Below are 25252 nucleotides of genomic sequence, written 5' to 3' on the forward strand. Positions count from 1 at the left end.
AGCAGAACTTTGTTTGGCCGTCGACCTAAGTCGGCCTAGAGTAAGCACGGCCGCAATTCGCTTCAAAGGAGACCTCGTGAGCGCCCAGCCCCTGTCCGTCCAGCTGTACTCGGTGCGCGACGCGTTCGCCGCCGACCCCGCGGCCGCCCTCGCCCGACTCGCGGAGATCGGATTCACCACCGTCGAGCTCTACGGCTTCGTGGACCGCGCTGACGAGTTCGCTGCACTCCTACCCCCAGCCGGACTGACCGCGTCGTCCGCTCACGCGAGCCTCGTCGGCCAGGACGTCGTGCCCGTCTTCGAGGCGGCGAAGAAGGTGGGCGTGACCAAGATCATCGACCCGTTCATCCCCGCCGAGCGCTGGCAGACCTCCGACGACGTCGTGGCGATCGCTACCGAGCTCAACCGGGTCTCCGCCATCGCCGCGGACATCGGTATCTCGGTCGGCTACCACAACCACGCGTGGGAGCTGTCGACGAAGGTGGACGGCACGACGGCGCTCGAGGCGCTCGCCGACAACCTCGACCCGGCCGTCTTCCTCGAGGTCGACACCTACTGGAGCTTCGTCGGCGGCGTCGACCCCGTCGGACTCCTCGGCCGCCTCGGCGATCGCGTACAGTTCATCCACGTCAAGGATGGCGAGCCCACCGGCGACACGAAGGCCCAGCAGCCCGCCGGCTCGGGCGAGGTGCCCGTGCTCGACGTTCTCGCCGCCGCGCCCCAGGCCGTGCGCGTGGTCGAGTTCGACGACTACGCGGGCGACGTGTTCGACGGGCTCGCAGCATCCGTGTCCTTCCTCACCTCGAATGGAGAGTCCCTGTGACCGCAACCGGTCCCGTCGGAGTCGGCGTCATCGGCGCCGGAGTCATCAGCACCCAGTACCTCGACAACCTGACGACGTTCCCGGATGTCCGGGTGCTCTTCGTCTCGGACATCGACGTCTCCCGCGCTCAGGCCCAGGCGGAGAAGTACGGCGTCCCCGGATTCGGAACCACCGAGGAGCTCCTCGCGCACCCGGACATCGAGATCGTCGTCAACCTGACCATTCCGGCGGCGCACGTCGAGGTCGCCCGGCAGGCTCTCGCGGCGGGGAAGAACGTGTGGACGGAGAAGCCGATCGCGCTCGACCGCGAGAGCGGCGCCGGGTTGCTCGCCGAGGCCCAGCGACTCGGTCTGCGCGTCGCGACCGCGCCCGACACCTTCCTCGGCGCGGGCCTCCAGGCGGGGCGCCGCCTCATCGAGGATGGACGCATCGGCACGCCGCTGACCGCGCTGACCCTGTTCCAGGCGTCGGGGCCGGAGTCGTGGCATCCCAACCCCGACTTCCTCTACGCGAAGGGCGCCGGCCCGCTGTTCGACATGGGCCCGTACTACCTCACGACACTCGTGCAGAACCTCGGCCCCGTGAAGCGCGTGGCCGCGACCGCATCGCAGTCGCGCTCGACCCGCGTGATCGGCTCCGGCCCGCGAGCCGGCGAAGAGTTCACGGTGGAGGTGCCGACGCACATCAGCGCGCTGCTCGAGTTCGAGAGCGGGGCGTCCGCCCAGTCGGTCTTCAGCTTCCAGTCGCACCTGTCGCGCACCGGCTTCGTCGAGATCGCCGGCACCGAGGGCACGCTCGTCTTCCCCGACCCGAACATGTTCGACGGCGACCTCACGCTGTTCGGCGCGTCGGGCGACCCGGAGACCATCCCGACGACCAAGCTCGCCGAGCGCGGTACGGGAGTCGTCGATCTGGCGCGAGCGATCCGAGGCGGAGTGCCGGAGCGGGCGTCGGGCGAGCTCGCCTTCCACGTGCTCGACATCATGGTGTCGATCATCGAAGCAGCCGAGTCGGCGGCGTTCGTCGAGGTGGCCAGCACGGTCGAGGTGCAGCCGTCGCTCCCGACGGACTGGGACCCCCGCGCAGCCACGCTGTAGCCGATACTCTGGGCGGGTACCCGACATCCCCGACCCGAGCTGAGGTTGCCGTGACCCGAATCCCTGTTCTCGCCTGCCTGGGCGCCGCCGCCGTGGTCGCCCTCGGTGCCGCACCGGCATCCGCCGCCGACGTGACGCTGTACACCTACGGCACGAGCTCGGCGCCGGAGATGGCGTTCGCGACCCTGTCGACGACGGATGCCGCACTCGAGTTCCTGGCGACGAACATCGGCTACCTCGGTCTCGAGGTGACCGGTACCGAGGTGTGCGGCGGTGCGGGGATCGCCTTCGCCGAGCCCGGCGAGCCGGGCGCTCCGGTCATCGCGACGTGGAACACGTCGACGGGCGAGGTGACCGCGCAGTCCTCGCTGTGGATGGACCCGGAGAGCCTCCCCGAGCCCTCCGATGAGGCCACAGTGCTCGGCGCTCTGGAGGCAGACTCGCTCTCGGACTGCTCGCCGCTGACGATCGTGACATACCGCGTGGAGGACGACCCCGAGACCATCACCGCGATCGCGTCCGTCGACCCTGGGTCGGGGGAGACGACGGTCATCGTCGACGTCCCCTCGACGGCTGTCGCGCTCGCCACCAACCCCATCAGTGGGCAGGTGACGCTACTCCTCACCGACGACTCGGGGGCCGCCGCCTATGCCGCGCCCGTCGACCTCGCCGCGAAGACGGTAGGCGCGCCCGTCGAGCTCACCGGCCTCGGAACTCTCGGCGGTCCGATCGTGCAGGGCGTCGACGTGGACGAGAGCGGCACGACCTGGATGATCGTGGCGACCACCGAGGCCATGCTGGTGGTCTCGTTCGCCCCCGGTGCGGCTCTCACGTCCACTCCCACCATCGTCGGCGACCTGCCGATCACGGGATCGCCGGTCGACGGCCCCACCGTGTTCGAGCCGGTGCCGCTCGCCGTCTCCGGCGGCTCGGGTGGCGGCCTCCCCGCCCCCGTCCCGCAGCTCGCGGCGACGGGTGCCGAGCTGCCGCTCGGAGTGGCGCTCGGGGCGGGTATCCTGCTGCTGCTCGGACTTGTCCTGACCCGCCGCCGCGCGGCCTGAATGAAAGAGGCACCATGAGGCGCTCCATCCTCGCCGCGGGAGTAGCGGCCGCGGCCCTCGGGCTCGTCGTCCTTCCGTCAGCAGCCACTGCCCACACTGGGAATCTCTACACCTGGGCATACAACCCGCAGGTCACGCCCGACGTCAGTGGGTTCGCGACGACCTCCAAGACGGATGCCGCACTCGCGTTTCTCGGGGCTGACACGAGCTCCGAGATCGACAGCCCCAGCGGCGTCGAGATCTGCGCAGAGACGGCCTATGCCGTCTCGACGCAGGGCGACGCGTCGGTCATCGTCACGTGGAACCACGACACCGGTGCCCTCACGTCGGCGCCGATCGACATCACCATCGAGGACGGCGCGATCGACGGTGTCTTCGAGCTCGACACGCTGCTCGACTGCACCGTGCTGACCCTCGCTGGTCTTTCCGGCGATCTCCCGGGCCTCGCTGTGATCAGCGTCGACCCCGCCACGGGAGCCGCCGCGGTCGTCGCGGACCTCACCGAGGAACCCGCCGAGCCGACCGGCATTGCGACCAACCCGAGCGGAGCCACCTACCTCTTCGGCGACGTCGAGGGCACACCAAGCGTTGCGACCTTCGACCCGTCGACCGGTGTCATCGGCGAGTGGGTGGAGCAGGCCGGCATCGGCGACGAGTTCGAGAGCACCGGTTTCACGCAGGGTGTGGACTTCGACGCTGCGGGCGGACTGTGGATCGTCGCGGGAATCAACAACGAGGAGCAGTACCACCTCCTCTCGTACGCCGCCGGCGCCGACCTCGCCACGAGCCCGGTGACCGACATCGGGATTCTGCCGTACTACTCGACTCCGCAGGAGCTGCAGATCCAGTCGCCGATCCCGCTCGCGACCGACGGGATCGCCGTGGTGGCCCCGCAGCTTGCGGCGACGGGGGCTGAGCTGCCGCTCGGAGTGGCGCTCGGGGCGGGCATCCTGCTGCTCTGCGGTCTCGCGCTCATCGCGGTCCGTCGCCGCACCGCTTAGAACCGCACGCACGAAGGCCCCCGCGACCTCGGTCGACGGGGGCCTTCGGCGTTGCGGGCTACTTCTTCTCGGTGACCTTCCCCTGCTTGATGTGCAGGCGCCGCTGGGCTCGCTTGGCCACGGCCGAGTCGTGCGTGACGAGGATGAGGGTGAGCCCCTGGTCGCGCCAGAGCCCCTCGAGCAGTTCCATGATCTCGTCGCGCGTCTCCTCGTCGAGGTTGCCGGTCGGCTCGTCGGCGAGCAGCACCGCCGGGTTCTTCACGATCGCCCGGGCGATTGCGACGCGCTGCTGCTGACCTCCCGAGAGCTCGGCGGGGCGATGGTTGCCGCGGTCGCCGAGGCCGACGCTCTCGAGCGCCTTCCTCGCCCGGGACGCCCGCTCCGTCGCCGAGAGGCGCATCGGGGCGAGGGCGGTCTCGACGTTCTCCTGGGCGGTGAGGGTGGGGATGAGGTTGAACCCCTGGAAGACGAACCCGATCTCCTTGGCCCGGATGCCCGCGAGCCGGGCATCGGCCATGCTCGAGAGTTCGGCATCCCCGAGGCTCACGGTTCCGGACGTCGGCCGCTCGAGCGCCCCGAGCATCTGCAGCAGGGTGGACTTGCCGCCGCCGGTCGGCCCCTGGATGGCGACCATCTGGCCCGTGGGGATCTCGAGGGTCACGTCGGAGAGTGCGGTGACCCGCCGCTTCGACTGGTCGTAGGACTTGGTGACGTTCTTCAACAGGTACATGGTGTTCTCTTTTCCGGAGGGTCGATCGGTCAGGCCACGCTGCGGAGCGCTTCGGCGGGGCGGAGGCGGGCGGCGCGCCAGCCTCCGATGGCGCCGGCGAGCAGTCCGCCGACGATCGCGAGGCCGACGGCGATGAGGATGATCGGCAGCGTGATCGGCGCCTGGAGAGTCACCTCGCTCGTCGCGCTCGCCTGCTCGGCCATCGGGCCGCCGACGAAGCCGCCGCCCGGTCCGCCCCCGGGACCGACGGCCGCGGTCGAGGCGGCTCCCGCCGAGAGCGTCGGCGCGACGCGGTTCACCACGAGCACCCCGAGGAGGCCGACGGCGACGCCGATCACGCCGCCGATCGCGCCCTGGACGAGGCTCTCGCCGGCGACCTGCCCGACGATCCGGCCGTTGGTCCAGCCGATGGCCTTGAGCGTGCCGAACTCGCGGGTTCGGCGAGCGACTCCGGAGATCGTGAAGAGGATGGCGATGAGGAACGCCGCCGCGAGGACGATCACCGACAGCCAGGTGCCGAGGCTCGAGATGAGGTCTCCGGCCGTGGACAGCGAGCCGGAGACGCTCGACGCGAGGTCGGCCTGCGTGTTCACCGTCGCGTCGGGCAGCGCCTCCTCGAGGTCGGACTGGACCTGGGTGATCGCGTCCGCGGAGGTCGCCTGCACGTAGATCGTGGAGACCTGACCGTCGAGGTCGGCGAGGGCTTGAGCGGTGTCGAGGGGGATGTATGTGTTCGAGGCGGTCGTGGCATCCGCCGATGTGGAGGAGACGATGCCGATGACCTCGAAGTCCTCGCCGCCGATGTCGGTGGTGTCGCCGACTGCGAGCTCGGCGCTCGTCGCGTAGCTCTCGTCGAGGATCACGACGTTCGTTCCCGCGTCGTCGGCGGTGAAGGCGCGGCCGTCGCTGAGGGTCGCGGCCGTCAGGGGTCCGACGGCGGTGCCCGCGACGTCGACGCCCTCGACGGTGAAGCTGTTCACGTCGAACGCGCTGCCGCCGGCGCCATCCGCCCCGCCCGTCGGAGGCGCCTGCATGACGTCGCCGCCTTCTCCACCGCCCTGCATCTGGGTGAAGTCGGGGAGCTCGCCGCTGAAGGAGGTGTTGGTGAGCGAGAGGGTCGCCGTCGCGGCGGCGACGTTGTCGACACCGAGTACGGTCTCGAGCGCCGAGGCGTCGAACGTGGTGCTTCCGAACCCGGCCATGAGGCGGGACTGGGAGATCTCGGTCGTGCCGTCCGTCGTCGTGCCGTCGTCGGCGCCGAACTCGAACCGGGGTCCGGCCATGTCGCCTTCGCCGGGCGCCGCAGCGGGCTGGCTGACGGTGATATCGGTGCCCACGCCGTAGATCGACTCGAGCACGCTCGCCTGGGCGTTGCGCACTCCCGCCGAGACGGCATTGACGACGATGACGAGGGCGATGGCGAGGGCCATCCCGATGGCGATGATGACGGTCTGCTTGCGCCTGTTGCTGAGTTCTCGGACGAGGTAGGTGCCGAACATGCTTCTCCTTAGCTGGGGTCGTGCCGACGCTAGGGATGGTGGATATGCCCGGGCCAAGACGAACCTGGGAGTTGCTTATGGAGGCCCGCCTCTCACAGACGGCTCATAGAAAACTCCCAATACTGGGGAGCATGACCGAATCGCGCCATGCCCCCGCGGCCACCGCTCAGCCCCGCATCACCCGCGCGGACGGCAGCCCCATCCGGGCCGTCGTCGTCGACGACGAGGACTCCCTCACCGACCTGCTGTCGATGGCGCTCCGCTACGAGGGCTGGGATGTGCGGCTCGCGTCCGACGGTCAGCACGCGCTCTCCACCATCCGCGAGTTCCGGCCCGACGTCGTGGTGCTCGACATCATGCTCCCCGACATCGACGGACTCGCCGTGCTGTCACGGCTTCGCGCGGACGGCATCCAGGTGCCCATCCTCTTCCTGACGGCGAAGGACTCGGTGGATGACCGAGTCGCCGGTCTCACGGTCGGCGGGGACGACTACGTCACCAAGCCCTTCAGCCTCGAGGAGCTCGTCGCCCGCCTCAGGGCCCTCATCCGCCGCTCCGCGCTCGCGGTGACGGCGAGCGACGACTCCGTCCTCGAGGTCGGCGACCTCGTGCTCGATGAGGACAGCTACGAGGTCTCCCGCGGGGGAGTGTCCGTCGAGCTCACCGCGACCGAGTTCGAACTGCTGCGCTTCCTCATGCGCAACCCGCGGCGCGTGCTCAGCAAGGCGCAGATCCTCGACCGGGTGTGGAGCTACGACTTCGGCGGCCGGTCGAGCGTCGTCGAGATCTACATCTCCTACCTGCGCAAGAAGATCGACACGCTCGGCCCGCCCATGATCCACACCGTGAGGGGCTTCGGCTATGTGCTGAAGCCGGCCGGATGACCCGGCGCCTGACTCTCCGCCGCACCCTCGTCATCGGCATCGCGGCCCTCCTCGCCGCCGTCACCGTGGTGATCGGCGTCGCGAGCGTGCTCGCGCTGCGCGGCTTCCTCGTCGACCGTCTCGACGACCAGCTCACCGCGGCGACCGGCCGCTCCGAGAACGCGTTCGACCAGGGCGCGGGGCAGGGGGAGGATCCGGGATCGAGGCCGCCCGCGACCCAGTTGCTCGGCGTCCCCGGTCAGCGCGAGGGCACCCTCGCCGGGGTCGTCGCGGGCGGAGTCGTGTACAACGCCGCCGTCATCTCGGAGTCGGGGGAGTTCCAGACCGTCGACCCCTCCGAGCTCCAGGGGCTCATCGGCCTGCAGGTGGGGGGCGAGCCGGCGACGGTGAACCTCGGTTCGCTCGGCGACTACCGCGTGGTCATCCGCGAGGTCGGACCGGCGGGGGATGCCCTGCTCGTCGGCCTCCCGCTCGCCGAGGTCGAGGCGACCGCCCTGCAGCTCACCCTCCTGATCGCCGGGATCGGCGTGCTCGGCGTGGCGGGCGCGGCAGCGGCCGGCGCCGTCGTCGTCCGCGTCGCGCTCCGGCCGCTCGAGCGGGTCGCCGCCGCAGCCACCCGCGTGGCGGAGCTTCCGCTCGACCGCGGCGAGGTCGCCCTCGCCGTTCGCGTCGAGGACGCCGATGCCGATCCCGCGACGGAGGCCGGCAAGGTCGGCGCCGCGTTCAACGTGATGCTCGAGCACGTGTCATCCGCCCTCTCGGCCCGCCAGGCGAGCGAGAACAAGGTGCGCACGTTCGTCGCCGACGCGAGCCACGAGCTGCGCACCCCGCTCGCGTCGATCCGGGGCTACGCCGAGCTCACCCGACGCGCCCACAGCGACCTGCCCGACGACGTCGCCCACGCGATCGGTCGTGTCGAGTCGGAGTCGGTGCGGATGACCGCGCTCGTCGAGGACCTCCTGCTCCTCGCGCGGCTCGACGAGGGCGCCGCGCTCGAGGGCACGGAGGTGGACCTCACCCGCATCCTCGTCGACGCCGTGAGTGACGCCCAGGCCGCCGGTCCCCAGCACGAGTGGCACCTCGACCTCCCCGAGGAGCCCGTGACGGTCCGCGGCGACCGTTCGAGACTGCACCAGGTGGTCGTGAATCTCCTCGCGAACGCGCGCACCCACACGCCCGCCGGAACCGTCGTGACCGCCTCCCTCGGACGACGGGGCGCGGATGCCGTGCTCGAGGTCCGTGACACCGGCCCGGGTATCGACCCCGGACTCGTTCCCACCATCTTCGAGCGCTTCGTGCGGGGCGACTCGTCGCGGGCGCGGGCGGGTGGCGCGTCCGGGCTCGGGAGCACCGGGCTCGGGCTCGCGATCGTGTCCGCGGTGGTCGAGGCGCACGGCGGCCGGGCCGAGGTGGAGAGCGAGCCGGGCCAGACGGTGTTCCGAGTCATCCTTCCCGCCTAGGCGCGCCTTTCGGGACCCTGCGCGCCGCCGCGGCTCGACGAATGGTGCCGGAAAGCGCCCAGAGGCGGCGGCAGCGCGGGATGCCCGGCAGCCTGTGGTTTGCGGTCGGACGGGTCATCCCGTACCCTGGATACCAGCCAAAGACCGCAGGTCTTCGTCGTGCGTGAAAGCAAACGTCGATCTAATCCCCGCGCAGGTGACCGAAGTAGCCCGTTCTCGGGCATCGCTCCGTGCGTCTGCGCTCCTGCAGAGCCGGAGCTTTTTTCTTGCCCCGGTGGTTTGCGGAGAAGAACAACCAACCACCAAAGGAGCACCATGGCGAACAAGGAAGCATCGGTCGCCGAGCTCACGGACAAGTTCCGCGACTCGACCGCCGTTCTGCTGACCGAGTATCGCGGTCTCACTGTCGCGCAGCTCAAGAGCCTGCGCAAGGAACTCAGTGAGCACGCCACCTACGCCGTGGTGAAGAACACGCTGACCAAGATCGCGGCGAACGCTGCGGGGATCTCGTCCTTCGACGACTCCCTCGCCGGCCCGTCCGCGATCGCCTTCGTGCACGGCGACCCGGTCGCCGTCGCGAAGACGCTGCGTGACTTTGCCAAGGCAAACCCTCTGCTGGTCGTCAAGAACGGGTACTTCGACGGTAACCCGCTCTCGGCCGACGAGGTCAAGAAGCTTGCCGATCTCGAGTCCCGGGAGGTGCTGCTCGCGAAGTTCGCGGGTGCCGCCAAGGCCTCGCTGTTCGGCGCAGCGTACTTGTTCAACGCACCGCTCGCTCAGGCCGCTCGCACGGTCGACGCGTTGCGCGCGAAGCAGGACACCGCGGCGTAACGCGGCGAGAAACCAGAAAGCATAAAGGAGAAAATCATGGCCAAGCTGACCAGCGACGAGCTGATCGAGGCGTTCAAGGAGCTCACCCTCATCGAGCTCTCCGAGTTCGTGAAGAAGTTCGAGGAGGTCTTCGAGGTCACCGCTGCGGCTCCCGTCGCGGTTGCCGCTGCGGCCCCCGCCGCGGGTGGCGCCGGTGGCGCTGCCGAGGAGGCCGAGGAGAAGGACTCGTTCGACGTCGTTCTCGAGAGCGCCGGTGACAAGAAGATCCAGGTCATCAAGGAGGTGCGCACCCTCACGAGCCTCGGTCTCGGTGAGGCGAAGGCCCTCGTTGACGGCGCGCCGAGCACCGTGCTCGAGGGTGCCAACAAGGAGACCGCGGACAAGGCGAAGGCCCTCCTCGAGGAGGCTGGCGCCACCGTCACGCTCAAGTAATCGCGCCCCCGCGAGGGGGTCGGATTGCGCGAGGAGCGCCGCTTTCGGGCGGCGCTCCTCGTCGTTTAACGACCCGATATACAGGCTTGCGCAAAACGTGAGCGTGTCGGCATAATGGGGGACAGTCGCGCCTGTCCCCCCAGCGGGCGTGTTCAGTACCCGATCGAGCATCCCCCGACTCGACAAGGCAATCTAGACAGTCTTACCCTCTGGCTAGCGTGCATCGAGCGGGTGCGCTGCTCACCACTGAGAGCGCATTTACCCGAGATGCAACTGGACCGTGGCCCGATGCGGGCCGCCCTGCCTGAGGCCGAACCCGACGGTCGCCTGGCGGGGCGGCCGCGCGGTCGCGCCCTCGTCCTCGGCCTCGTGGTGGCGGCTCTCGCCCTCTTCTCCGGCGTCGCCCCGGCGGCCGCGGACTCGGTGGCGCCCGAGCCCGAGACCAGCGTCGCGCCCGAGCTGGCGTCCGCCGCCGAGCCCGCGCCGGAGCCCGAGGCCGAGCCCGCGGGTCGGGCGGTCGCCGCCGAAGCTCCGGGACTCGAGGCCTCGCTCATCGCGTGCGATCTGCTCGGGGCGAGCGACATCACCGTCTCGGCGAGCGGCCTCGGCTCGGGGGCGTACCCGGCGGGTGTCTCCGCCGGTGGTTCCCCCGTGCCTGGTGTGCCGAACGACGCGCTCACCGCCTCGAACAGCACGACCGTGTTCGCCGACTTGCCCAACGGCGGCGAGTACGTCGTCTGGCTCAAGGACTCGACGGGCCACACGGTCGCGACCACCTCGATCGCCCTCCCTGTCTGCGACCTTCCGACGCTCGACGACCCGGTCGTCGGAGCCGACGGGGATGACGCCGCTCCCGGAACCCGCACTCTCGCCCCGACCGGTCTGCCCGCCGTGGGGCTCCTCCTCGTCGGCCTCGGCGCGCTGCAGGGCGGCGCCCTCGCGGCCGGCCTCGGCGCGCTCCGCCGCCGCCGCTAGGCGTGTGGTCAGGCGTGCAGCTGAAGGCGCGCCTGCGCCCCTCTCGAACTCTGTTTCTCAGGAATATGCCGCTTCCGAGGGGATAGTGCGCGCGGCGGCGGCATATTCCTGAGAAACGGGACGTGGCGCGGTGTTTGCTCGCCCCGGCGACCCAACGGAACTACTGCGCCACGGCCGAGGCCGCAGGCGCCCGCGTGCTGCCCCGCACCTCGAGCCGCACGGGGAATGGCGTCCACGTGCGCGGCGCCGCGGGCTGCTGCCCCACGAGCTCCTCCATGACGCGGTGCACGGCGAGGCGCCCCTGCTCTCCCGGGTCCTGCGCGAGGGTCGTGAGGGAGAACATGTCGGCGAGCTCGTGGCCGTCGATCCCGACGACGGAGAGCTGGTTCGGCACCTGGATGCCGAGCTGGCGGGCCGCGACGATCGTGCCGATCGCCACTTCGTCGCTGCCCGCGAAGACGGCGGTCGGCCGCGTCCGAGGATCGGCAAGCACCATGAGCCCGACCGAGTAGCCGCCGGGGATGGAGAGCACGGTCGTCCGGAATGCGTCGGGCCCGGCATCCAGGCCCGCTGCTGCCATCGCCTGCTGGAACCCGGCGAGGCGCTGCGAGTGCACGCGGAAGTCCATCTGCTCGGACTGGTCCCCGCCGAAGTGCATGATGCGGGTGTGTCCGAGGCTGATCAGGTGGTCGGTGACGAGCGCGGCGGCGGCGACGTCGTCGATGGAGAACGTCGCCATGCCGTCGATAGGGCCGCCGATGCCGACGGTCGGCTTACCGAGCGCGTGCAGCATCCGCACCTCTGACTGGGCGAGCTCGATGCCGACCGCGATGACCGCGTCGACGCGCTTGCGCACGAGGAAGTAGTCGAACACCCTGCGGCGCTCGGCCGAGTCCGCGCTCAGCCGATAGAGCGTCAGGTCGTAGCCCGCGGCGATGAGAGCCGACTCGATTCCCTCGAGGACGTCGCCGAAGTACCAGCGGTTGATGAAGGGGATGACCACGCCCACGTTGCGGGAACTGCCGGTCACGAGGCTCTGTGCATTCGTCGACACGACGTAGCCGATCTCCGCGGCGGCGGCGAGGACGCGGTCGCGCGCTTCGTCCGAGACGTAACCGCGACCGCTGAGGGCGCGGGATGCCGTGGCCTTCGACACTTGCGCGAGACGGGCGACATCGCTGAGCGCGCTCATGGATGCTCCCTTCTCGTCGTCGAGCGGACGGTCAGCAGCATAGCCACTGTGGAACCGGTTCCACAATCGCGGGAGCGCTCTCTTACCCGGAATCCCGGGAAATCGCGCCGTTCGCGACTTCTGCAGGCAACGGTTCTGCAGCAGTTCATGCCAAGCGCTTGCATACTCGCATCCCGTGCCCTACCTTGTGATGTGGAACCGGTTCCCGACGACGGAAACGGGTTCCAGCTTGCAAATCACATCCGTTCGCCGCCTCCCGGCGCGCGTCGGACGACCTCAATGAGGAGGAAGTATGAGTTTCACCGTGCACCGCCGTTTCACAGCCCCGATCGCCGTGCTCGCCGTCGCTGGACTCGCGCTCTCCGCGTGCTCCACGGGAGGCACCGATTCGGGCAGTGGCGAGGCCGATGGCGTCGTCACCGTCTACGGCACGATCAGCGACACCGAGGCGGAGCTGCTCGAGCAGTCGTGGGCCGACTTCGAGGAGGAGTCGGGCATCGACATCCAGTACGAGGCATCCAAGGAGTTCGAGGCCCAGATCGGCGTTCGCGCTCAGGGCGGCAACGCTCCTGACATCGCGATCTTCCCGCAGCCGGGTCTCCTCGCCGACCTCGCTTCGCGCGACTACATCAAGCCCGCCCCCGAGGGCGTGGCCAAGAACGTCGCCGAGTACTGGAGCGAGGACTGGGCCGGCTACGGCACCGTCGACGGCACGCTCTATGGCGCGCCGCTCATGGCCTCGGTCAAGGGCTTCATCTGGTACTCGCCGGCGAAGTTCGCCGAGTGGGGCGTCGAGGTTCCGACCACGTGGGACGAGCTCCTCACGCTGACGCAGACCATCCAGGAGAAGACGGGCGCCGCCCCGTGGTGCGCGGGCTTCGGCTCCGACGCCGCGACCGGGTGGCCGGGCACCGACTGGGTGGAGGACCTCGTCCTCCGTCAGTCCGGCCCCGAGGTCTACGACCAGTGGGTCAGCCACGAGATCCCCTTCACGGATGACGCGATCGCCTCGGCGTTCGACTCCGTCGGCGACATCCTCCTCAACCCGGAGTACGTCAACGCCGGCTTCGGCGACGTGAAGTCGATCAACACCACGCCGTTCGGCGAGCCCGCTCGCGCGCTCGGCGAGGGCACGTGCGCCCTGCACCACCAGGCGTCGTTCTACGACGGCTTCATCCAGGACCCGGCCAACGGCAACGCCACGGTCGGACCGGATGCTGACATCTGGGCCTTCATCACCCCGGGTGAGACCGCCGGCGCCCCGGCCGTGACGGGTGGTGGCGAGATCGTCGCCGCGTTCTCGGACGACGCCGACACCGTCAAGGTGCAGGAGTTCCTGTCGAGCCCGGAGTGGGCCAACGCCCGCGTCAGCCTCGGTGGTGTGATCTCCGCCAACAAGGGCCTCGACCCGGCCAACGCGTCGAGCCCGATCCTCCAGGAGGCCATCAAGATCCTGCAGGACCCGAACACCACGTTCCGCTTCGACGCTTCGGACCTCATGCCCGGCGTCGTGGGTGCTGGTTCCTTCTGGACCGGCATGGTCGACTGGATCAACGGCAAGCCGACGGCGGACGTCCTCGCGACGATCGACGCCTCGTGGCCCGCTGAGTAGTACCGAGTAGTACCCCGGGAGGGCCGGCGGATCGTCTTCCGCCGGCCCTCCTCCTACCCCTACTGTTTCTCCTGAGTCCACCGTCGTACTCGAAAGGATCTCCATGTCAGGTTTCCTGCAATGGATCGCCGGGCTTCCGCCACTCGCGCAGATACCACTCGTAGTCCTCGCCTTCCTCGCCGTCGTCGCGCTCGTTCTCTTCTTCATCGAGATCGCGCCGCGCAGCGGAAAGGTCTACACCGCCATCCGCCTGGCGGTCTGCATTCTCGCGCCGGCCATCGTCTTCCTGGTCCTGGGGTCCGTCTGGTGGGCGGCAGCAGTCGCCGCTGTTCTCGGCGGAGTGTTCTTCATTCTCGACTACCGCTCGAAGGAGGGCAGCGGCTACCTCTTCCAGCTCATCGGCTTCCTGAGCCCAGCCGTGATCCTCCTGCTCGTGGGGCTCATCTACCCGACGATCAGCACCTTCATCGCCGCGTTCATGAACAACCGCAGCGACCGCTTCGTCGGGTTCGACAACTTCGTGTGGATCTTCACGCAGGAGACGGGCATCCGCACGGTCATCAACACGATCATCTGGGTTCTCGTGGTGCCGACCGTCTCGACGATCTTCGGCCTCGCGTACGCGGTCTTCATCGACAAGTCGCGCGGCGAGAAGATCTTCAAGGTGCTCGTGTTCATGCCGATGGCGATCTCGTTCGTCGGCGCGAGCATCATCTGGCGGTTCGTGTACGACGCCAACCCGCCCGGGCAGGAGCAGATCGGCCTCCTCAACCAGATCGTGGTCTGGTTCGGCGGTCAGCCGGTCGAGTGGCTGTCGAACTCGCCGTGGAACACGTTCTTCCTGATCGTCGTGCTCATCTGGGTGCAGACCGGTTTCGCGATGGTCGTGCTCTCGGCGGCCATCAAGGGCGTTCCGACGGAGCAGCTCGAGGCCGCCTCGCTCGACGGCACGAACGCGTGGCAGCGGTTCATCAACGTCACGGTGCCGGGCATCCGCAGCTCCCTCGTGGTCGTCCTCACGACGATCTCGATCGCCAGCCTCAAGGTCTTCGACATCGTGCGGACCATGACCGCGGGCGCCAACCAGACGAGCGTCATCGCCAACGAGATGTACACGCAATGGAAGGGCTTCGAGCCGGGCCGCTCGGCCGCCTTCGCGGTCGTGCTGTTCATCCTCGTGCTGCCGATCGTCATCTACAACGCCCGCCAGATCAAGGCCCAGAGGGAGATCCGATGAGCGCCGTACAACCCATCGACCTGCCGGTCGACGCCGCCACCGAGCGCCAGCTCAAGCGCGGCGCCCGAGCCGAGACCGAGACCGCCGTCAAGCGCACCAAGAAGCGGCTCACGAGCCGCGGTGCCACGATCGCCGCACTCATCATCGCCATCCTGTGGACGACGCCGACCTTCGGCCTCTTCATCTCCTCCTTCCGTCCGAAGGAGCAGGTGGCGACGACCGGCTGGTGGACCGTGTTCTGGAACCCCGGCTTCACGCTCGACAACTACGCCGCGGTGCTTGAAGCCGGCAACACGCAGCTGACCTTGGCTGGCGCGTTCTTCAACTCGGTCGCCATCACGGTTCCCGCGACGGTGTTCCCGCTCGTCATCGCGTCGCTCGCGGCGTACGCGTTCGCGTGGATCGACTTCAAGGGCAAGAACTGGATGTTCATCGGCGTCTTCGCCCTGCAGATCGTTCCGCTGCAGATGGCGCTCGTTCCGCTGCTGAGCCTCTTCAGCCGAGGGCTCAACATCGGCGGGGTCCAGATCTTCGACGGACTGAACGCGGGTGGCTCCTACGCTCAGGTGTGGATCGCGCACACGATCTTCGCGCTGCCGCTGGCGATCTTCCTCCTCCACAACTTCGTCTCCGAGATCCCCCGGGAGCTCATCGAGGCGGCTCGCGTGGACGGGGCCGGTCACGGTCAGATCTTCTTCCGGATCGTGCTGCCGCTGACGATGCCGGCGATCGCGTCCTTCGCGATCTTCCAGTTCCTGTGGGTCTGGAACGACCTGCTCGTCGCCCTCGTCTTCGCCGACGGCCGAGTCGCGCCGATGACGAAGCTGCTCGCGGAGATCACCGGCAAGTACGGGCAGGAGTGGCACCTGCTCACGGCGGGCGCGTTCGTCTCGATCCTCGTTCCGCTCATCGTGTTCTTCGCACTCCAGCGCTTCTTCGTGCGCGGCCTGCTGGCCGGCTCGACGAAGGGCTAGTCCGCCCCAGCAGTTCCCTTCGAGAGCCCCAGCGGCCGGGTCGAGACCGACCTCGATCGCTGGGGCTCTCGGAGCAGGGCCGGGTGTGGCTAAAGTGAACTCCACGCAGCACCGCACGCCGTGTATCCAGGAGCGCCCATGTCCCACGCCGGCCCGCCGCCGCCCCCCGCCGAGGGGTCGATCGTGCTGCCCAGCCCGAGTGTGAAACCGGGGCTGAGCATCCGGTCGATCCTCCTCATCATGCTGCTCCTCGTGAGCGTCGCGTCGAGCGTGGTGGTCGGCCTGATCGGTTACGTCAACGGCCGGGACTCGCTGCAGGACGCCGCGTTCGACCGCCTTACCGAGGTGCGCGACTCGAAGGCGCGCGAGGTCGTCTCGCTCTTCACGAACATCGAGAACGCACTCCTGCTGAGTGCGCGCGGCGAGACGGTCGCGCAGGCGATGCAGCAGTTCTCGGCCGCGTTCCAGCAACTCGAGTCCGTGCCGCTCACCGCCGACGAGCGCGCCCAGCTCGAGGCGTACTTCACCGACACGTTCGGACCGCAGCTCGAGGAGGCGACGGGCCAGCCGGTCGACGCCTCGACGTTCGTTCCGACGGACCCCGCGCAGAGCTACCTCGCCCTCAAGTACACCGCGCCCTTCACCGACCCGGCCGAGGCGATCACCGTCGACGACGCGGGGGACGGCAGCGCGTGGTCGGCGACGCACGCGCAGTACCACGACTTCTTCCGACGGATGACCCAGCTCCTCTCCTTCGAAGACGTGCTGCTCATCGACTCGGGCGGCAACATCGTCTACTCGGCCTACAAGGGCGTCGACCTCGGCTCCAACCTGGACTCGGGCCCGCTGCAGCGCACCAACCTCGCCGACGCGTACTCCCAGGCGATGACCGGCAACCTCGCGGACACCGTCGTGCTCACCGACTTCGCGCCGTACCCACCGTCGCTGGGCATCCCGGCGGCCTGGGCCGTCACGCCCGTCGCGGTCGACGGCGTCATCGTCGGCGCGCTCGCGGTCGAGATGCCGATCGACCAGATCGACTTCGTCATGTCCGGCGGCGGCGACTGGGAGGGCAGCGGCCTCGGCGAGACCGGCGAGACCTACATCGTGGGCGCGAACGATAGCCTCATGCGCTCCATCTCCCGCGACCTCGTCGAGGACCCGGAGCGCTACCTCGAGCAGGCGGTGGCGGCGGGCACCCCGCCGAATGTCGCGAAGCGGGCCGTCGAGACCGGCAGCACCCTCCTGCTGCAGCCGGTGCGCACGGATGCTGTGACCTCCGCCGCGGCCGGCACCACCGGGACGACGCTCAACGTCGGCTACCTCGGGGGCGAGACGATTGCCGCCTACGCGCCCCTCGACATCCCGGGCCTGGACTGGGTGATCGTCGCCGAGCTCGACAGCGCGGAGGCCTTCGGTCCCGTCGACGACTTCACCCGCAACCTCGTGCTGTCGTCCGCCGTGATCGTGCTCGTCGTGTCTCTGCTGTCGCTCGTGATCGCGGGGGTGATCGTGCGGCCGCTGCGGCGGTTGCGGGATGCTGCGCGCCGCATCGCCGCCGGCGAGGAGGGCGTGCAGGTCGACGCCGGTACAAGTGACGAGCTCGCCGACGTGGGTGCCGCGTTCAACGACATGAGCCGAAGCCTGCAGGTGAAGGCGGCGCTGCTCGAGCAGCAGCAGGAGGAGAACGAGCGCTTGCTCCACTCCCTCATGCCGGAGCCTCTCGCGAAGCGGTACCGCGAGGGCGCGCGGACCATCGCGCTCGACCATCAAGAGGTCACCGTCATGTTCGCGGACATCGTCGGGTTCGAGGCCTTCAGCCGCGGCAAGTCGAGCGAGGTGGCGCTGGAGCAGCTCAACGAGATCCTGCGCAGCTTCGATGAGGCGGCCGAGCGGCTCGGTATCGAGCGGGTGCGCACCACCCGGGCGGGATACCTCGCGAGCTGCGGGCTCATCGTGCCCCGAGTCGACAACGCGCGGCGAATGGTGGACTTCGCGATCGAGCTGCAGCGCATCCTGGAGCGCTTCGGGGGCAAGCACGGGGCGAGCCTCAGCGTGCGCGCGGGGCTCGACACCGGCACGGTCACGAGCGGTCTCATCGGCCAGACCCAGATCTCCTACGACCTGTGGGGCGACGCCGTGAACCTCGCGTTCCAGGTGCAGGGCACGCACTCGGACAGCGGCATCTTCCTCACCCAGGCGGTCGTCGATCGGATGCCCGACACGGTGCATGTGCGCGACTGGGGCATTGTGAACACCGCGACCGGCCCGCAGCGGGTGTGGCGCATCGACCCCGACGATACCCACGCGAACTGAGTGCGCCCGTGATCGAGTTCTGGAACGAGCCCTGGTTTTGGCCCGCGGTCGGGGTCATCATCGGGCTGCCGGTGCTACTCCTGGTGCTCACCGAGGTGCACAGCGCGCTCGACCGCCGAGGCAATCGCGCCGCGCGGATCATCCTGCTCCTGCGCAACTATGTCGCGCCCGTCGGAGCCCTCCTGCTGCTGCTCAACCAGGCGGCCTACGCCGACATCGACCTCACGTGGACGCAGGTCACGGCGACGATCTTCGGCTTCCTGATCATCCTCGTGCTGCTCAACGGTCTCAACTTCGTCCTGTTCGTGACGGCGAAGCAGGGCACGTGGCGGTCGAAGGTGCCGTCGATCTTCGTGGACATCGTGCGGATCATCCTCATCGTCGTCTGCCTCGCCGTGCTCTTCTCGGTCGTGTGGAGCGCGGATGTCGGCGGCCTGTTCGCCGCGCTCGGCGTCGGGTCGATCGTCATCGGCCTGTCCCTGCAGAACGCCGTCGGCTCGGTGGTCTCGGGCCTGCTGCTGCTGTTCGAGCAGCCGTTCCAGCTCGGGGACTGGCTGCAGGTCGGCGACCTCCGCGGCCGCATCGTGGAGGTCAATTGGCGGGCCGTCCACATCAAGAACCCGAACGGCGTCTACGTGCTGCCGACGGCCTCGTTGGCGGAGAGCACGTTCCTCAACATCAGCCGCAGTGACTCGCCGTTCGAGGCATCCCTCGTCGTGAAGTTCGCGACGGATGACGCGCCCCAGGACGTCATCGACGTGTGCACGGCCGTGGCGGCCGACCTTCCCGCGGTGGTGCCGGGGGAGGGGGCATCCGTCAAGCCGATCGAGAAGGGCAAGTACGAGGTCGACATCCCGGTGCGCAGCCCCGCCGACAACTGGTCGACGCAGAAGGCGTTCCGCACGCGCCTCTGGTACGCGGCCCGGCGTGCCGACCTGCACCTCGACGGCGACCTCACCGACAACTACAACACCCCGGAGCGCACGAAGGAGACGCTGCGCCGCTTCGCGCCCGCGCTCTACCTCTCGGCGGAGGACGTGGAGGCGATCGCCCCCCAACTGCGGCTCGAGCGCTACGGCGCCGGCGAGGTCGTGCAGCGGCCGCTCGCGGTACCCGACGGCATGCGTTACGTCGTGAGTGGGACGGCGTCGATCTCGACACCGGTGGAGAGCGGCGGGGATGTCACGTTCGCCCTGATCGACCGCGACGACGTCGTGGGGCTCACCGCCCTCACCCGGCAGGGCGTCGCGGCGCGCATCACCGCCACCTCGGATCTCGCGGTGCTCTTCGTGCCGACCGCCGTGCTCGATCAGCTCGTGAAGACCCGACCTCGACTGGCGCGTGACATCGGCATCGAGATGGACAACCGGCAGGCGCGGGCCCGCGAGGCGCTGCGCTCGGCGGGGGTCGAGGATCCGGGGTCGACGAGCCTGATGGCGTAGCGGCGCGGGCCGCGAGTTGCGAGTTCGGCACCTCCGCTAGCGCGCTGACGGCGCGCACGCATGCGGAACTCGCAACTCGGCGACGGAGCTCTGACTACTGCCGCTCGGCGAGCATGCTCTCCATGAGCTCGATCTCAGACGTCTGCGCCTTCACGATGCTCGACGCCAGGTCGACGACGACCGGGGTGTCGGTGCGGGCGAGCACCGCCTCGGCCATCTCGACCCCGCCCTTGTGGTGGGCGATCATGAGCTCGAGGTAGTAGCGCTCCGCCTCGACGCCGGTGAGGGATGCGAGTTCCGCGAGCTGCTCGTCGGTCGCGAGCCCGGGCATCGGGTCGCCCGGCTTGTGCGTCGACGTCGGACCGTCGTGACCGTGCTCGCTACCGTCGAGGAGGGGGCGGGACATCCACGTCATCGCGGGCTCGCCGAACTGCGGGAGGCCCCAGGTGGCGAGCCATCCGTACATCTGACCGGCCTGCTGGGCCTGGGAGGTGGCGATGTCGTAGGCGAGGAGTCGCACATCGGGGTCGTCGGTGAGGTCGCGAACGGTCATCGACATCTCGACGGCCTGGAGGTGGTGCACCTGCATGTCGCGGGCGAACCCGGCGTCCGCGCTCGTCGTCGACGGCGTCGCGCTGCTCGGCACGCTGAAGCGGCCGATCGCGAACGCGCCTACGGCGAGCACGAGTGCGGCGACGAGCAGCGCCGCGAGCAGGCGTCCGCCCCGGCGGGGTGCGGATACTGCGGCGCCCGCCTCAGGGCTGGTGTCAGCCAACCTTGCCCTCGCCCGTCAGCGCGCCCGTGCAGAGCGCGCCCGGCTCGGGTGCGGACGGCGACTTCCAGTACTTCTGGAGGAACGCCTCAAGTCGCTCGTCGTCGGGTCCGTCGAGCTTGACCTGCGCGCCCCACGCGGACGCGACGACCGGGGCGTCGAGCCCCTCGTACGGCGACAGGATGATGTACGTCGACGGCAGGGCCGCGCGGAGGGTCTCGAGGCCCGCGGCATCCACCTCGTCCGCGTTGTAGGTGACCCACACCGCGCCGTGCTCGAGCGCGTGCACCGCGTTCTCGTTCGGCTGCGGGACGTTGTAGACGCCGCAGTTGAGCCATACCGCGTTGTGGTCGCCGCCCGCCGGGGGAGTCATCTCGTAGTCCACTGTGCCCTCGACGTGCGTCGCGGTGAGGCCGGGCCAGGTCTCCAGCCCCTCGATCTCGATCGAGTCGCGGTCGCCGGATGCGACGGGGTCCTCACCGGTCGTCGGCGTCTTCGCCGGGTTGGTGACGACGAGCACCACGATGAGCGCGAGCACGGCGACGCCCGCAGTCGCGCCGAGGATGATGCCGATGAGGCGGTTGCGCTTCTCGGTCGCCTGCTTCTTCTTCAGGGCGGCGACCTTCGCGGCGCGCTGGGCCTCGCGCTGCTGCTTGACGGTCGGCTTGTTCGAGGAAGTTGACACGGGCATCCTGTCGTTGCTGTGGGCAGGGGATCTGTCCGCCTATTCTGCTGGCTGGATGCTCGGAACACCATGTGAACGCATCGAGTGGCGGGCCGTGGCGCAACGAGTTGCGAGTTCCGCACCTTCGTGCAGCGGTTTCGATGTCCGGAAGGTGCGGAAGTCGCAACTCGGTGGGCGATCAACACTAGGCTCGCCTCACCCACACCCCCACCCCCACACAGAGGAATGATCGGATGCTGTTCCTCTTCGCCATGCTCCTGGCGCTGTGCCTGATGGCCGTCGCCGCCGTGGTCGGTCTCGTGTTGAGCATCGGGGGACCGAATGAGCGAACCGCGCTCGCAGGTGCCTCGCATCATCGCGTACGTAGGGATCCTCGTCGGTGTCGCCGCGGTGGCGTCCGTCGTGCTGCTGACCGCCGACGACAGTGTCAAGTGGTGGATGCTCGGAGCCGTCGGTCTCGTCGCCGCCGTCGGCCTACTGCTCTGGCCGCTCCACAACCTGCGTCGGTAGTCCTGGGCCGACGGTGAGTTGCGAGTTCCGCCCCTTCCGGACCGCGTTCGGGCCCCGGGAAGGTGCATAAGTCGCCACTCAGGGCAGCCATACCCCGCGCCCCGTAACACCCCCGCTCCCCGCAACTAAACTGGCCAGACCATGAAGTACGCCAATACCGTCCTCGACACGATCGGCGACACGCCCCTCGTCAAGCTCAACAAGGTCACCGAGGGGATCGCCGCCACGGTGCTCGTCAAGGTCGAGTACTTCAACCCGGGCGGGTCATCCAAGGACCGCATCGCGACGCGCATCATCGACGACGCCGAAGCGCAGGGGCTGCTGAAGCCCGGCGGCACGATCGTCGAGCCGACGAGCGGCAACACGGGTATCGGCCTGGCCCTCGTCGCTCAGCAGCGCGGATACCGCTGCATCTTCGTGCTGCCCGACAAGGTCGGCGAGGACAAGCGCAACGTGCTGCTCGCCTACGGTGCCGAGATCGTGGTGACGCCCACCGCGGTCGCGCCGGAGAGCCCGGAGTCCTATTACTCCGTGAGCGACCGGCTCGCGCGCGAGATCCCCGGGGCCTACAAGCCGAACCAGTACTCCAACCTCAACGGACCGCGCAGCCACTACGAGACCACGGGTCCCGAGATCTGGCGCGATACCGAGGGGAAGATCACGCACTTCGTCGCGGGCGTCGGCACGGGCGGCACCATCTCCGGGGTGGGCAAGTACCTCAAGGAGCAGAATCCGAGCATCCAGGTCATCGGCGCCGACCCGGAGGGCAGCGTCTACTCGGGCGGCACCGGCCGGCCGTATCTCGTGGAGGGCGTCGGCGAGGACTTCTGGCCGACCGCCTACGACGGCTCCGTCGTCGACGAGATCATCGCGTCGAGCGACGCGGAGTCGTTCGAGTTCACGCGGCGGTTGGCGCGCGAGGAGGGGCTGCTCGTGGGCGGCTCGAGCGGGCTGGCCGTGGCATCCGGTCTCAAGGCGGCGCGCAACCTCGGGCCCGACGACGTCATGGTCATCCTGCTGCCCGACGGCGGTCGCGGCTACCTCGGCAAGGTGTTCAGCGACAAATGGATGCGCTCCTACGGGTTCCTGCCGGCCGAGGAGGATCGCACGGTGGCCGACCTTGTGGGCACCAAGGACCCCGATCTCGCGGGACTCGTGCACGTGCATCCGTCGGACACGGTCCGCCACACGATCGACAAGATGCGCACGTTCGACATCTCGCAGATGCCGGTGCTGACCGCTGAGCCGCCCGTGGTGATGGGCGAGGTCGTCGGCTCCATCGACGAGAAGACGCTCATCGACGCGGTGTTCAGCGGTCGTGCGCAGCTCACCGACGCGCTCGCGGAATTCGTCGGCCCGCCCCTCGGTTTGATCGGCATGCAGGACTCGGTCGCCGCCGCCCGCGAGGCGCTCACGAAGTCCGACGCCCTGTTGGTGACCGCCGACGGCAAGCCCGCCGCGGTCGTCACCCGCCACGATCTGCTCTCCTTCCTGAGCGCCTAGTACTAGAGAGACCCCCGTGTCAGACCAGAACGACCAGTACCACTTCGCCACTCGCGCCATCCGCGCCGGCCAGGACTTCGACCCGACCACCGGCGCCGTGGTGCCCCCGGTGTACCTCACGTCGACGTTCGTGCAGGACGGCATCGGCGGATTCCGCGGCGGCTACGAGTACGCCCGCGGTGGCAACCCGACGCGCGACTCCCTGCAGGAGCTGCTCGCCTCGCTCGAGAAGGGCGCGAGCGCGTACAGCTTCGCGTCGGGGCTCGCAGCGGAGGATGCCCTGCTGCGGGCCATCCTGAAGCCCGGCGACCACATCGTCATGGGTAACGACGTCTACGGCGGAACGCACCGCCTCGTGAGCCGCGTCTTCGTGCCGTGGGGCGTGTCCATCTCCACGGTCGAGATGAGCGACCTCGATGCGGTGCGGCACGCGATCAGGCCGGATGCGACGAAGATCCTCTGGGTCGAGACGCCGTCGAACCCGCTCATGAAGATCACCGACATCGCGGCGCTCGCCGAGCTGGGGCACGAGTTCGGCATCACCGTCGTTGTCGACAACACCTTCGCCTCGCCGTACCTGCAGCGCCCGCTCGAGCTCGGCGCCGACGTGGTGGTCCACTCGACGACGAAGTACCTCGGCGGTCACTCCGATGTCCTCGGCGGCGCGGTCATCCTGAACGATGAGGAGCTGGCCTCGAAGGTGGGGTTCCTGCAATTCGGCGTTGGCGCGGTGTCGGGCCCGATGGATGCCTGGCTCACCGTCCGCGGAATCAAGACCCTCGCCGTGCGCATGGACCGCCACTCGTCCAACGCTCAGTCGATCGCGGCGTCGCTCGTCGGTCACCCGAAGCTCGAGCAGGTCTACTACCCGGGCCTGCCGCACCACCCCGGACACGACCTCGCGGCGAAGCAGATGAAGTCGTTCGGCGGCATGATCTCGGTCGCCGTCGCTGGCGGGGCAGCCCAGGCGAAGAAGTTCGCGGAGTCGACGACGCTCTTCCAGCTCGCGGAGTCGCTCGGCGGTGTCGAGTCGCTCATCGGCTACCCGTCGGAGATGACCCACGCATCGGTGAAGGGCACGGCCCTCGAAGTGCCCGACAACGTCGTGCGGCTGTCGGTGGGGATCGAGGACGTGGATGATCTGACCGCCGACCTGCTCGGAGCGCTCGAGCGACTGTAGGGTTTCGGCAGACCGAAACCTCCCAGCGTGTACTAAGCTTCACTAAACACGTCCGCCGACGCCGCGAGCCCGGGGTCGACGATCTTTGGGGATACAACTTCATGACTCAGCGCATTCGCACCGCTGCGGTCGCCATCGCGGGGGCGCTCGGCCTCCTCGTCGCGCCCGTCGCCCTCGCCGCCCCCGCTGCGGCTGCTCCGCTTACCCAGGTCCTGTTCTTCTCGAACGACGCCTACACCGATGTGGACGAGGAGGACGCCTTCTGGATCGACGGCCTCGAGGCCGCTGGGGCAACCGTGACCGTCTTCGACGGAGGCGATGGTTCCGCCGCCGCCTGGACCGCTGCCCTGACGGGCCAGCAGGTCTTCGCGTTCCCGGAGCACGACGACGATCTCTACAACAATGCGATCACCGAGGAGGCCGCGTACGCCATCGCCGATTGGGTAAAGGCGGGCGGACTGATCCTCGCGTCGTCGGACTATGACTTCGTCCTCACGTCCGTGGTGACCGGCATCGACTACACCGAGGTCCCGGATTACTCAGCCGACTTCTTCGGGCCCTGGCCGCGGCTGACCGAGTTCTTCCCGGGCGCCCCGGACGCACTCGCCCCAGCCGACGGCACGACCGCCTACAACTCCTTCTTCTGGACGCCCGAGCAGCTGTCGGTGTACACGCCGCTCTACGCCGTCGATGACCCCGCTGACGAGGACAACAGCTGGGTGTCGGGCCTGTTCCGTGCCGGTGCCGGTGGAGTCATCTACCTCGGGTACGACTGGTACCCCAGCCCGGGCCAAGGTGAGCTCCAGGCCGCCTGGAACGCCTACGTCGAGGCGATCCTCGAGGCGGGCATCCCGCCTGTCGCCCCGCCGGCGCCGCAGCTCGCTGCGACCGGTTCGTCGGTCGAGCCCGGCCTGTACGTCGGTGGCGCCGCGCTCCTGCTCCTCGCGGGTGCTGCGGTGGTGATCGTCGCGCGTCGCAAGGCCGCTGCGTAAGTACTTTTCCTGAAAGCGGCGTCCGGATCATTCGGGCGCCGCTT

Annotated in this window: 23 protein-coding genes; 18 read left to right on the forward strand and 5 right to left on the reverse strand. The window is 69.0% G+C overall.

Going from position 1 to position 25252, the window contains the following annotated elements; translation table 11 throughout:
- Window positions 1-76 precede the first annotated feature (76 nt).
- Genes Q5716_RS01715 through Q5716_RS01730 form a run of 4 tightly spaced genes read left to right on the forward strand, consistent with a single transcriptional unit; the run spans window position 77 to window position 3982 of the window.
- A complete protein-coding gene (locus Q5716_RS01715) occupies window positions 77-823 on the forward strand; it encodes a sugar phosphate isomerase/epimerase family protein (protein ID WP_305001360.1) in 747 nt (248 codons plus the stop codon).
- Window positions 820-1920 (forward strand): Gfo/Idh/MocA family protein, encoded by a 1101-nt coding sequence (locus tag Q5716_RS01720; protein ID WP_305001361.1) that lies wholly within the window; start codon window positions 820-822, stop codon window positions 1918-1920. The genes Q5716_RS01715 and Q5716_RS01720 overlap by 4 nt, the downstream gene beginning before the upstream one ends.
- Window positions 1921-1970: 50 nt before the next feature.
- Window positions 1971-2981 carry a hypothetical protein gene (locus Q5716_RS01725; protein WP_305001362.1) on the forward strand — a complete coding sequence of 337 codons (1011 nt, stop codon included), beginning with the start codon at window positions 1971-1973 and terminating at the stop codon, window positions 2979-2981.
- Window positions 2982-2995: 14 nt separating this feature from the next.
- Window positions 2996-3982, forward strand: coding sequence for an LAVTG motif-containing sortase-dependent surface protein (locus Q5716_RS01730; RefSeq protein ID WP_305001363.1), 987 nt, complete (start codon window positions 2996-2998; stop codon window positions 3980-3982).
- Window positions 3983-4040: 58 nt separating this feature from the next.
- On the opposite strand, the gene Q5716_RS01735 is transcribed toward Q5716_RS01730, so the two are convergent.
- Window positions 4041-4712: an ABC transporter ATP-binding protein gene (locus tag Q5716_RS01735; RefSeq protein ID WP_305001364.1), complete on the reverse strand. Its 672-nt coding sequence runs from the start codon at window positions 4710-4712 to the stop codon at window positions 4041-4043.
- A 29-nt stretch (window positions 4713-4741) separates the two neighbouring features.
- Window positions 4742-6211 (reverse strand): ABC transporter permease, encoded by a 1470-nt coding sequence (locus tag Q5716_RS01740; RefSeq protein ID WP_305001365.1) that lies wholly within the window; start codon window positions 6209-6211, stop codon window positions 4742-4744.
- A 131-nt stretch (window positions 6212-6342) separates the two neighbouring features.
- Here Q5716_RS01740 and Q5716_RS01745 point away from each other — a divergent pair, with 131 nt between their 5' ends.
- The 5 genes from Q5716_RS01745 (at window position 6343) to Q5716_RS01765 (ending at window position 10793) form a co-directional block, all read left to right on the forward strand.
- Window positions 6343-7095: a response regulator transcription factor gene (locus tag Q5716_RS01745; RefSeq protein WP_305001366.1), complete on the forward strand. Its 753-nt coding sequence runs from the start codon at window positions 6343-6345 to the stop codon at window positions 7093-7095.
- The gene (locus tag Q5716_RS01750) at window positions 7092-8555 is read left to right on the forward strand and encodes a sensor histidine kinase (RefSeq protein WP_305001367.1); all 1464 of its coding nucleotides are present in this window, start codon (window positions 7092-7094) and stop codon (window positions 8553-8555) included. Before Q5716_RS01745 ends, Q5716_RS01750 begins: the two co-directional genes overlap by 4 nt.
- 315 nt (window positions 8556-8870) lie before the next feature.
- A complete protein-coding gene (gene rplJ, locus Q5716_RS01755) occupies window positions 8871-9386 on the forward strand; it encodes a 50S ribosomal protein L10 (RefSeq protein ID WP_305001368.1) in 516 nt (171 codons plus the stop codon).
- A 36-nt stretch (window positions 9387-9422) separates the two neighbouring features.
- On the forward strand, window positions 9423-9818 hold the full coding sequence (rplL, locus tag Q5716_RS01760) for a 50S ribosomal protein L7/L12 (protein ID WP_305001369.1): 396 nt from the start codon (window positions 9423-9425) through the stop codon (window positions 9816-9818).
- Between the two features lie 288 nt (window positions 9819-10106).
- On the forward strand, window positions 10107-10793 hold the full coding sequence (locus Q5716_RS01765; protein ID WP_305001370.1) for a hypothetical protein: 687 nt from the start codon (window positions 10107-10109) through the stop codon (window positions 10791-10793).
- A 160-nt stretch (window positions 10794-10953) separates the two neighbouring features.
- On the opposite strand, the gene Q5716_RS01770 is transcribed toward Q5716_RS01765, so the two are convergent.
- Complete coding sequence (locus Q5716_RS01770) at window positions 10954-11985, reverse strand: LacI family DNA-binding transcriptional regulator (RefSeq protein ID WP_305001371.1); 1032 nt, start codon at window positions 11983-11985, stop codon at window positions 10954-10956.
- A 292-nt stretch (window positions 11986-12277) separates the two neighbouring features.
- On the opposite strand from Q5716_RS01770, the gene Q5716_RS01775 reads away from it, so the two are divergent.
- From Q5716_RS01775 to Q5716_RS01795, 5 genes are all read left to right on the forward strand, one after another.
- Window positions 12278-13597, forward strand: coding sequence for an ABC transporter substrate-binding protein (locus tag Q5716_RS01775; RefSeq protein WP_305001372.1), 1320 nt, complete (start codon window positions 12278-12280; stop codon window positions 13595-13597).
- 103 nt (window positions 13598-13700) lie between these two features.
- Window positions 13701-14834, forward strand: coding sequence for a carbohydrate ABC transporter permease (locus tag Q5716_RS01780; RefSeq protein WP_305001373.1), 1134 nt, complete (start codon window positions 13701-13703; stop codon window positions 14832-14834).
- Entirely contained in the window at window positions 14831-15808 is a 978-nt protein-coding gene (locus Q5716_RS01785; protein WP_305001374.1) for a carbohydrate ABC transporter permease, read from the forward strand. Before Q5716_RS01780 ends, Q5716_RS01785 begins: the two co-directional genes overlap by 4 nt.
- Window positions 15809-15946: 138 nt before the next feature.
- Entirely contained in the window at window positions 15947-18124 is a 2178-nt protein-coding gene (locus tag Q5716_RS01790; protein WP_305001375.1) for an adenylate/guanylate cyclase domain-containing protein, read from the forward strand.
- 8 nt (window positions 18125-18132) lie between these two features.
- The gene (locus Q5716_RS01795) at window positions 18133-19566 is read left to right on the forward strand and encodes a mechanosensitive ion channel domain-containing protein (RefSeq protein WP_305001376.1); all 1434 of its coding nucleotides are present in this window, start codon (window positions 18133-18135) and stop codon (window positions 19564-19566) included.
- A gap of 94 nt (window positions 19567-19660) precedes the next feature.
- On the opposite strand, the gene Q5716_RS01800 is transcribed toward Q5716_RS01795, so the two are convergent.
- Both Q5716_RS01800 and Q5716_RS01805 read right to left on the reverse strand, forming a co-directional pair.
- A complete protein-coding gene (locus tag Q5716_RS01800; protein WP_305001377.1) occupies window positions 19661-20341 on the reverse strand; it encodes a DUF305 domain-containing protein in 681 nt (226 codons plus the stop codon).
- On the reverse strand, window positions 20334-21029 hold the full coding sequence (locus Q5716_RS01805) for a thioredoxin-like domain-containing protein (RefSeq protein ID WP_305001378.1): 696 nt from the start codon (window positions 21027-21029) through the stop codon (window positions 20334-20336). The genes Q5716_RS01800 and Q5716_RS01805 overlap by 8 nt, the downstream gene beginning before the upstream one ends.
- A gap of 315 nt (window positions 21030-21344) precedes the next feature.
- Here Q5716_RS01805 and Q5716_RS01810 point away from each other — a divergent pair, with 315 nt between their 5' ends.
- The 4 genes from Q5716_RS01810 to Q5716_RS01825 all read left to right on the forward strand — a co-directional run bounded on the left by Q5716_RS01810 (window position 21345) and on the right by Q5716_RS01825 (window position 25208).
- Window positions 21345-21533, forward strand: a complete 189-nt coding sequence (locus Q5716_RS01810; RefSeq protein WP_305001379.1) for a hypothetical protein — start codon at window positions 21345-21347, stop codon at window positions 21531-21533.
- Between the two features lie 141 nt (window positions 21534-21674).
- The gene (locus Q5716_RS01815; RefSeq protein WP_305001380.1) at window positions 21675-23036 is read left to right on the forward strand and encodes a cystathionine beta-synthase; all 1362 of its coding nucleotides are present in this window, start codon (window positions 21675-21677) and stop codon (window positions 23034-23036) included.
- A 16-nt stretch (window positions 23037-23052) separates the two neighbouring features.
- Window positions 23053-24216, forward strand: a complete 1164-nt coding sequence (locus Q5716_RS01820; protein WP_305001381.1) for a cystathionine gamma-synthase — start codon at window positions 23053-23055, stop codon at window positions 24214-24216.
- Between the two features lie 101 nt (window positions 24217-24317).
- A complete protein-coding gene (locus Q5716_RS01825; RefSeq protein WP_305001382.1) occupies window positions 24318-25208 on the forward strand; it encodes an LPXTG cell wall anchor domain-containing protein in 891 nt (296 codons plus the stop codon).
- Window positions 25209-25252: the final 44 nt, after the last annotated feature.

The sequence above is a fragment of the Antiquaquibacter soli genome (assembly GCF_030580675.1).
In the GTDB taxonomy this organism is placed as follows: domain Bacteria; phylum Actinomycetota; class Actinomycetes; order Actinomycetales; family Microbacteriaceae; genus Rhodoglobus; species Rhodoglobus soli.

Excerpts from the sequence above, each read along its gene's own strand:
- Q5716_RS01730 (WP_305001363.1), top strand. The coding sequence starts at position 2,996 with ATGAGGCGCTCCATCCTCGCCGCGGGAGTAGCGGCCGCGGCCCTCGGG.
- Q5716_RS01735 (WP_305001364.1), bottom strand. The coding sequence starts at position 4,712 with ATGTACCTGTTGAAGAACGTCACCAAGTCCTACGACCAGTCGAAGCGG.
- Q5716_RS01740 (WP_305001365.1), bottom strand. The coding sequence starts at position 6,211 with ATGTTCGGCACCTACCTCGTCCGAGAACTCAGCAACAGGCGCAAGCAG.
- Q5716_RS01745 (WP_305001366.1), top strand. The coding sequence starts at position 6,343 with ATGACCGAATCGCGCCATGCCCCCGCGGCCACCGCTCAGCCCCGCATC.
- Q5716_RS01750 (WP_305001367.1), top strand. The coding sequence starts at position 7,092 with ATGACCCGGCGCCTGACTCTCCGCCGCACCCTCGTCATCGGCATCGCG.
- rplJ (WP_305001368.1), top strand. The coding sequence starts at position 8,871 with ATGGCGAACAAGGAAGCATCGGTCGCCGAGCTCACGGACAAGTTCCGC.
- rplL (WP_305001369.1), top strand. The coding sequence starts at position 9,423 with ATGGCCAAGCTGACCAGCGACGAGCTGATCGAGGCGTTCAAGGAGCTC.
- Q5716_RS01765 (WP_305001370.1), top strand. The coding sequence starts at position 10,107 with ATGCGGGCCGCCCTGCCTGAGGCCGAACCCGACGGTCGCCTGGCGGGG.
- Q5716_RS01770 (WP_305001371.1), bottom strand. The coding sequence starts at position 11,985 with ATGAGCGCGCTCAGCGATGTCGCCCGTCTCGCGCAAGTGTCGAAGGCC.
- Q5716_RS01775 (WP_305001372.1), top strand. The coding sequence starts at position 12,278 with ATGAGTTTCACCGTGCACCGCCGTTTCACAGCCCCGATCGCCGTGCTC.
- Q5716_RS01780 (WP_305001373.1), top strand. The coding sequence starts at position 13,701 with ATGTCAGGTTTCCTGCAATGGATCGCCGGGCTTCCGCCACTCGCGCAG.
- Q5716_RS01785 (WP_305001374.1), top strand. The coding sequence starts at position 14,831 with ATGAGCGCCGTACAACCCATCGACCTGCCGGTCGACGCCGCCACCGAG.
- Q5716_RS01790 (WP_305001375.1), top strand. The coding sequence starts at position 15,947 with ATGTCCCACGCCGGCCCGCCGCCGCCCCCCGCCGAGGGGTCGATCGTG.
- Q5716_RS01805 (WP_305001378.1), bottom strand. The coding sequence starts at position 21,029 with ATGCCCGTGTCAACTTCCTCGAACAAGCCGACCGTCAAGCAGCAGCGC.
- Q5716_RS01810 (WP_305001379.1), top strand. The coding sequence starts at position 21,345 with ATGAGCGAACCGCGCTCGCAGGTGCCTCGCATCATCGCGTACGTAGGG.
- Q5716_RS01815 (WP_305001380.1), top strand. The coding sequence starts at position 21,675 with ATGAAGTACGCCAATACCGTCCTCGACACGATCGGCGACACGCCCCTC.
- Q5716_RS01825 (WP_305001382.1), top strand. The coding sequence starts at position 24,318 with ATGACTCAGCGCATTCGCACCGCTGCGGTCGCCATCGCGGGGGCGCTC.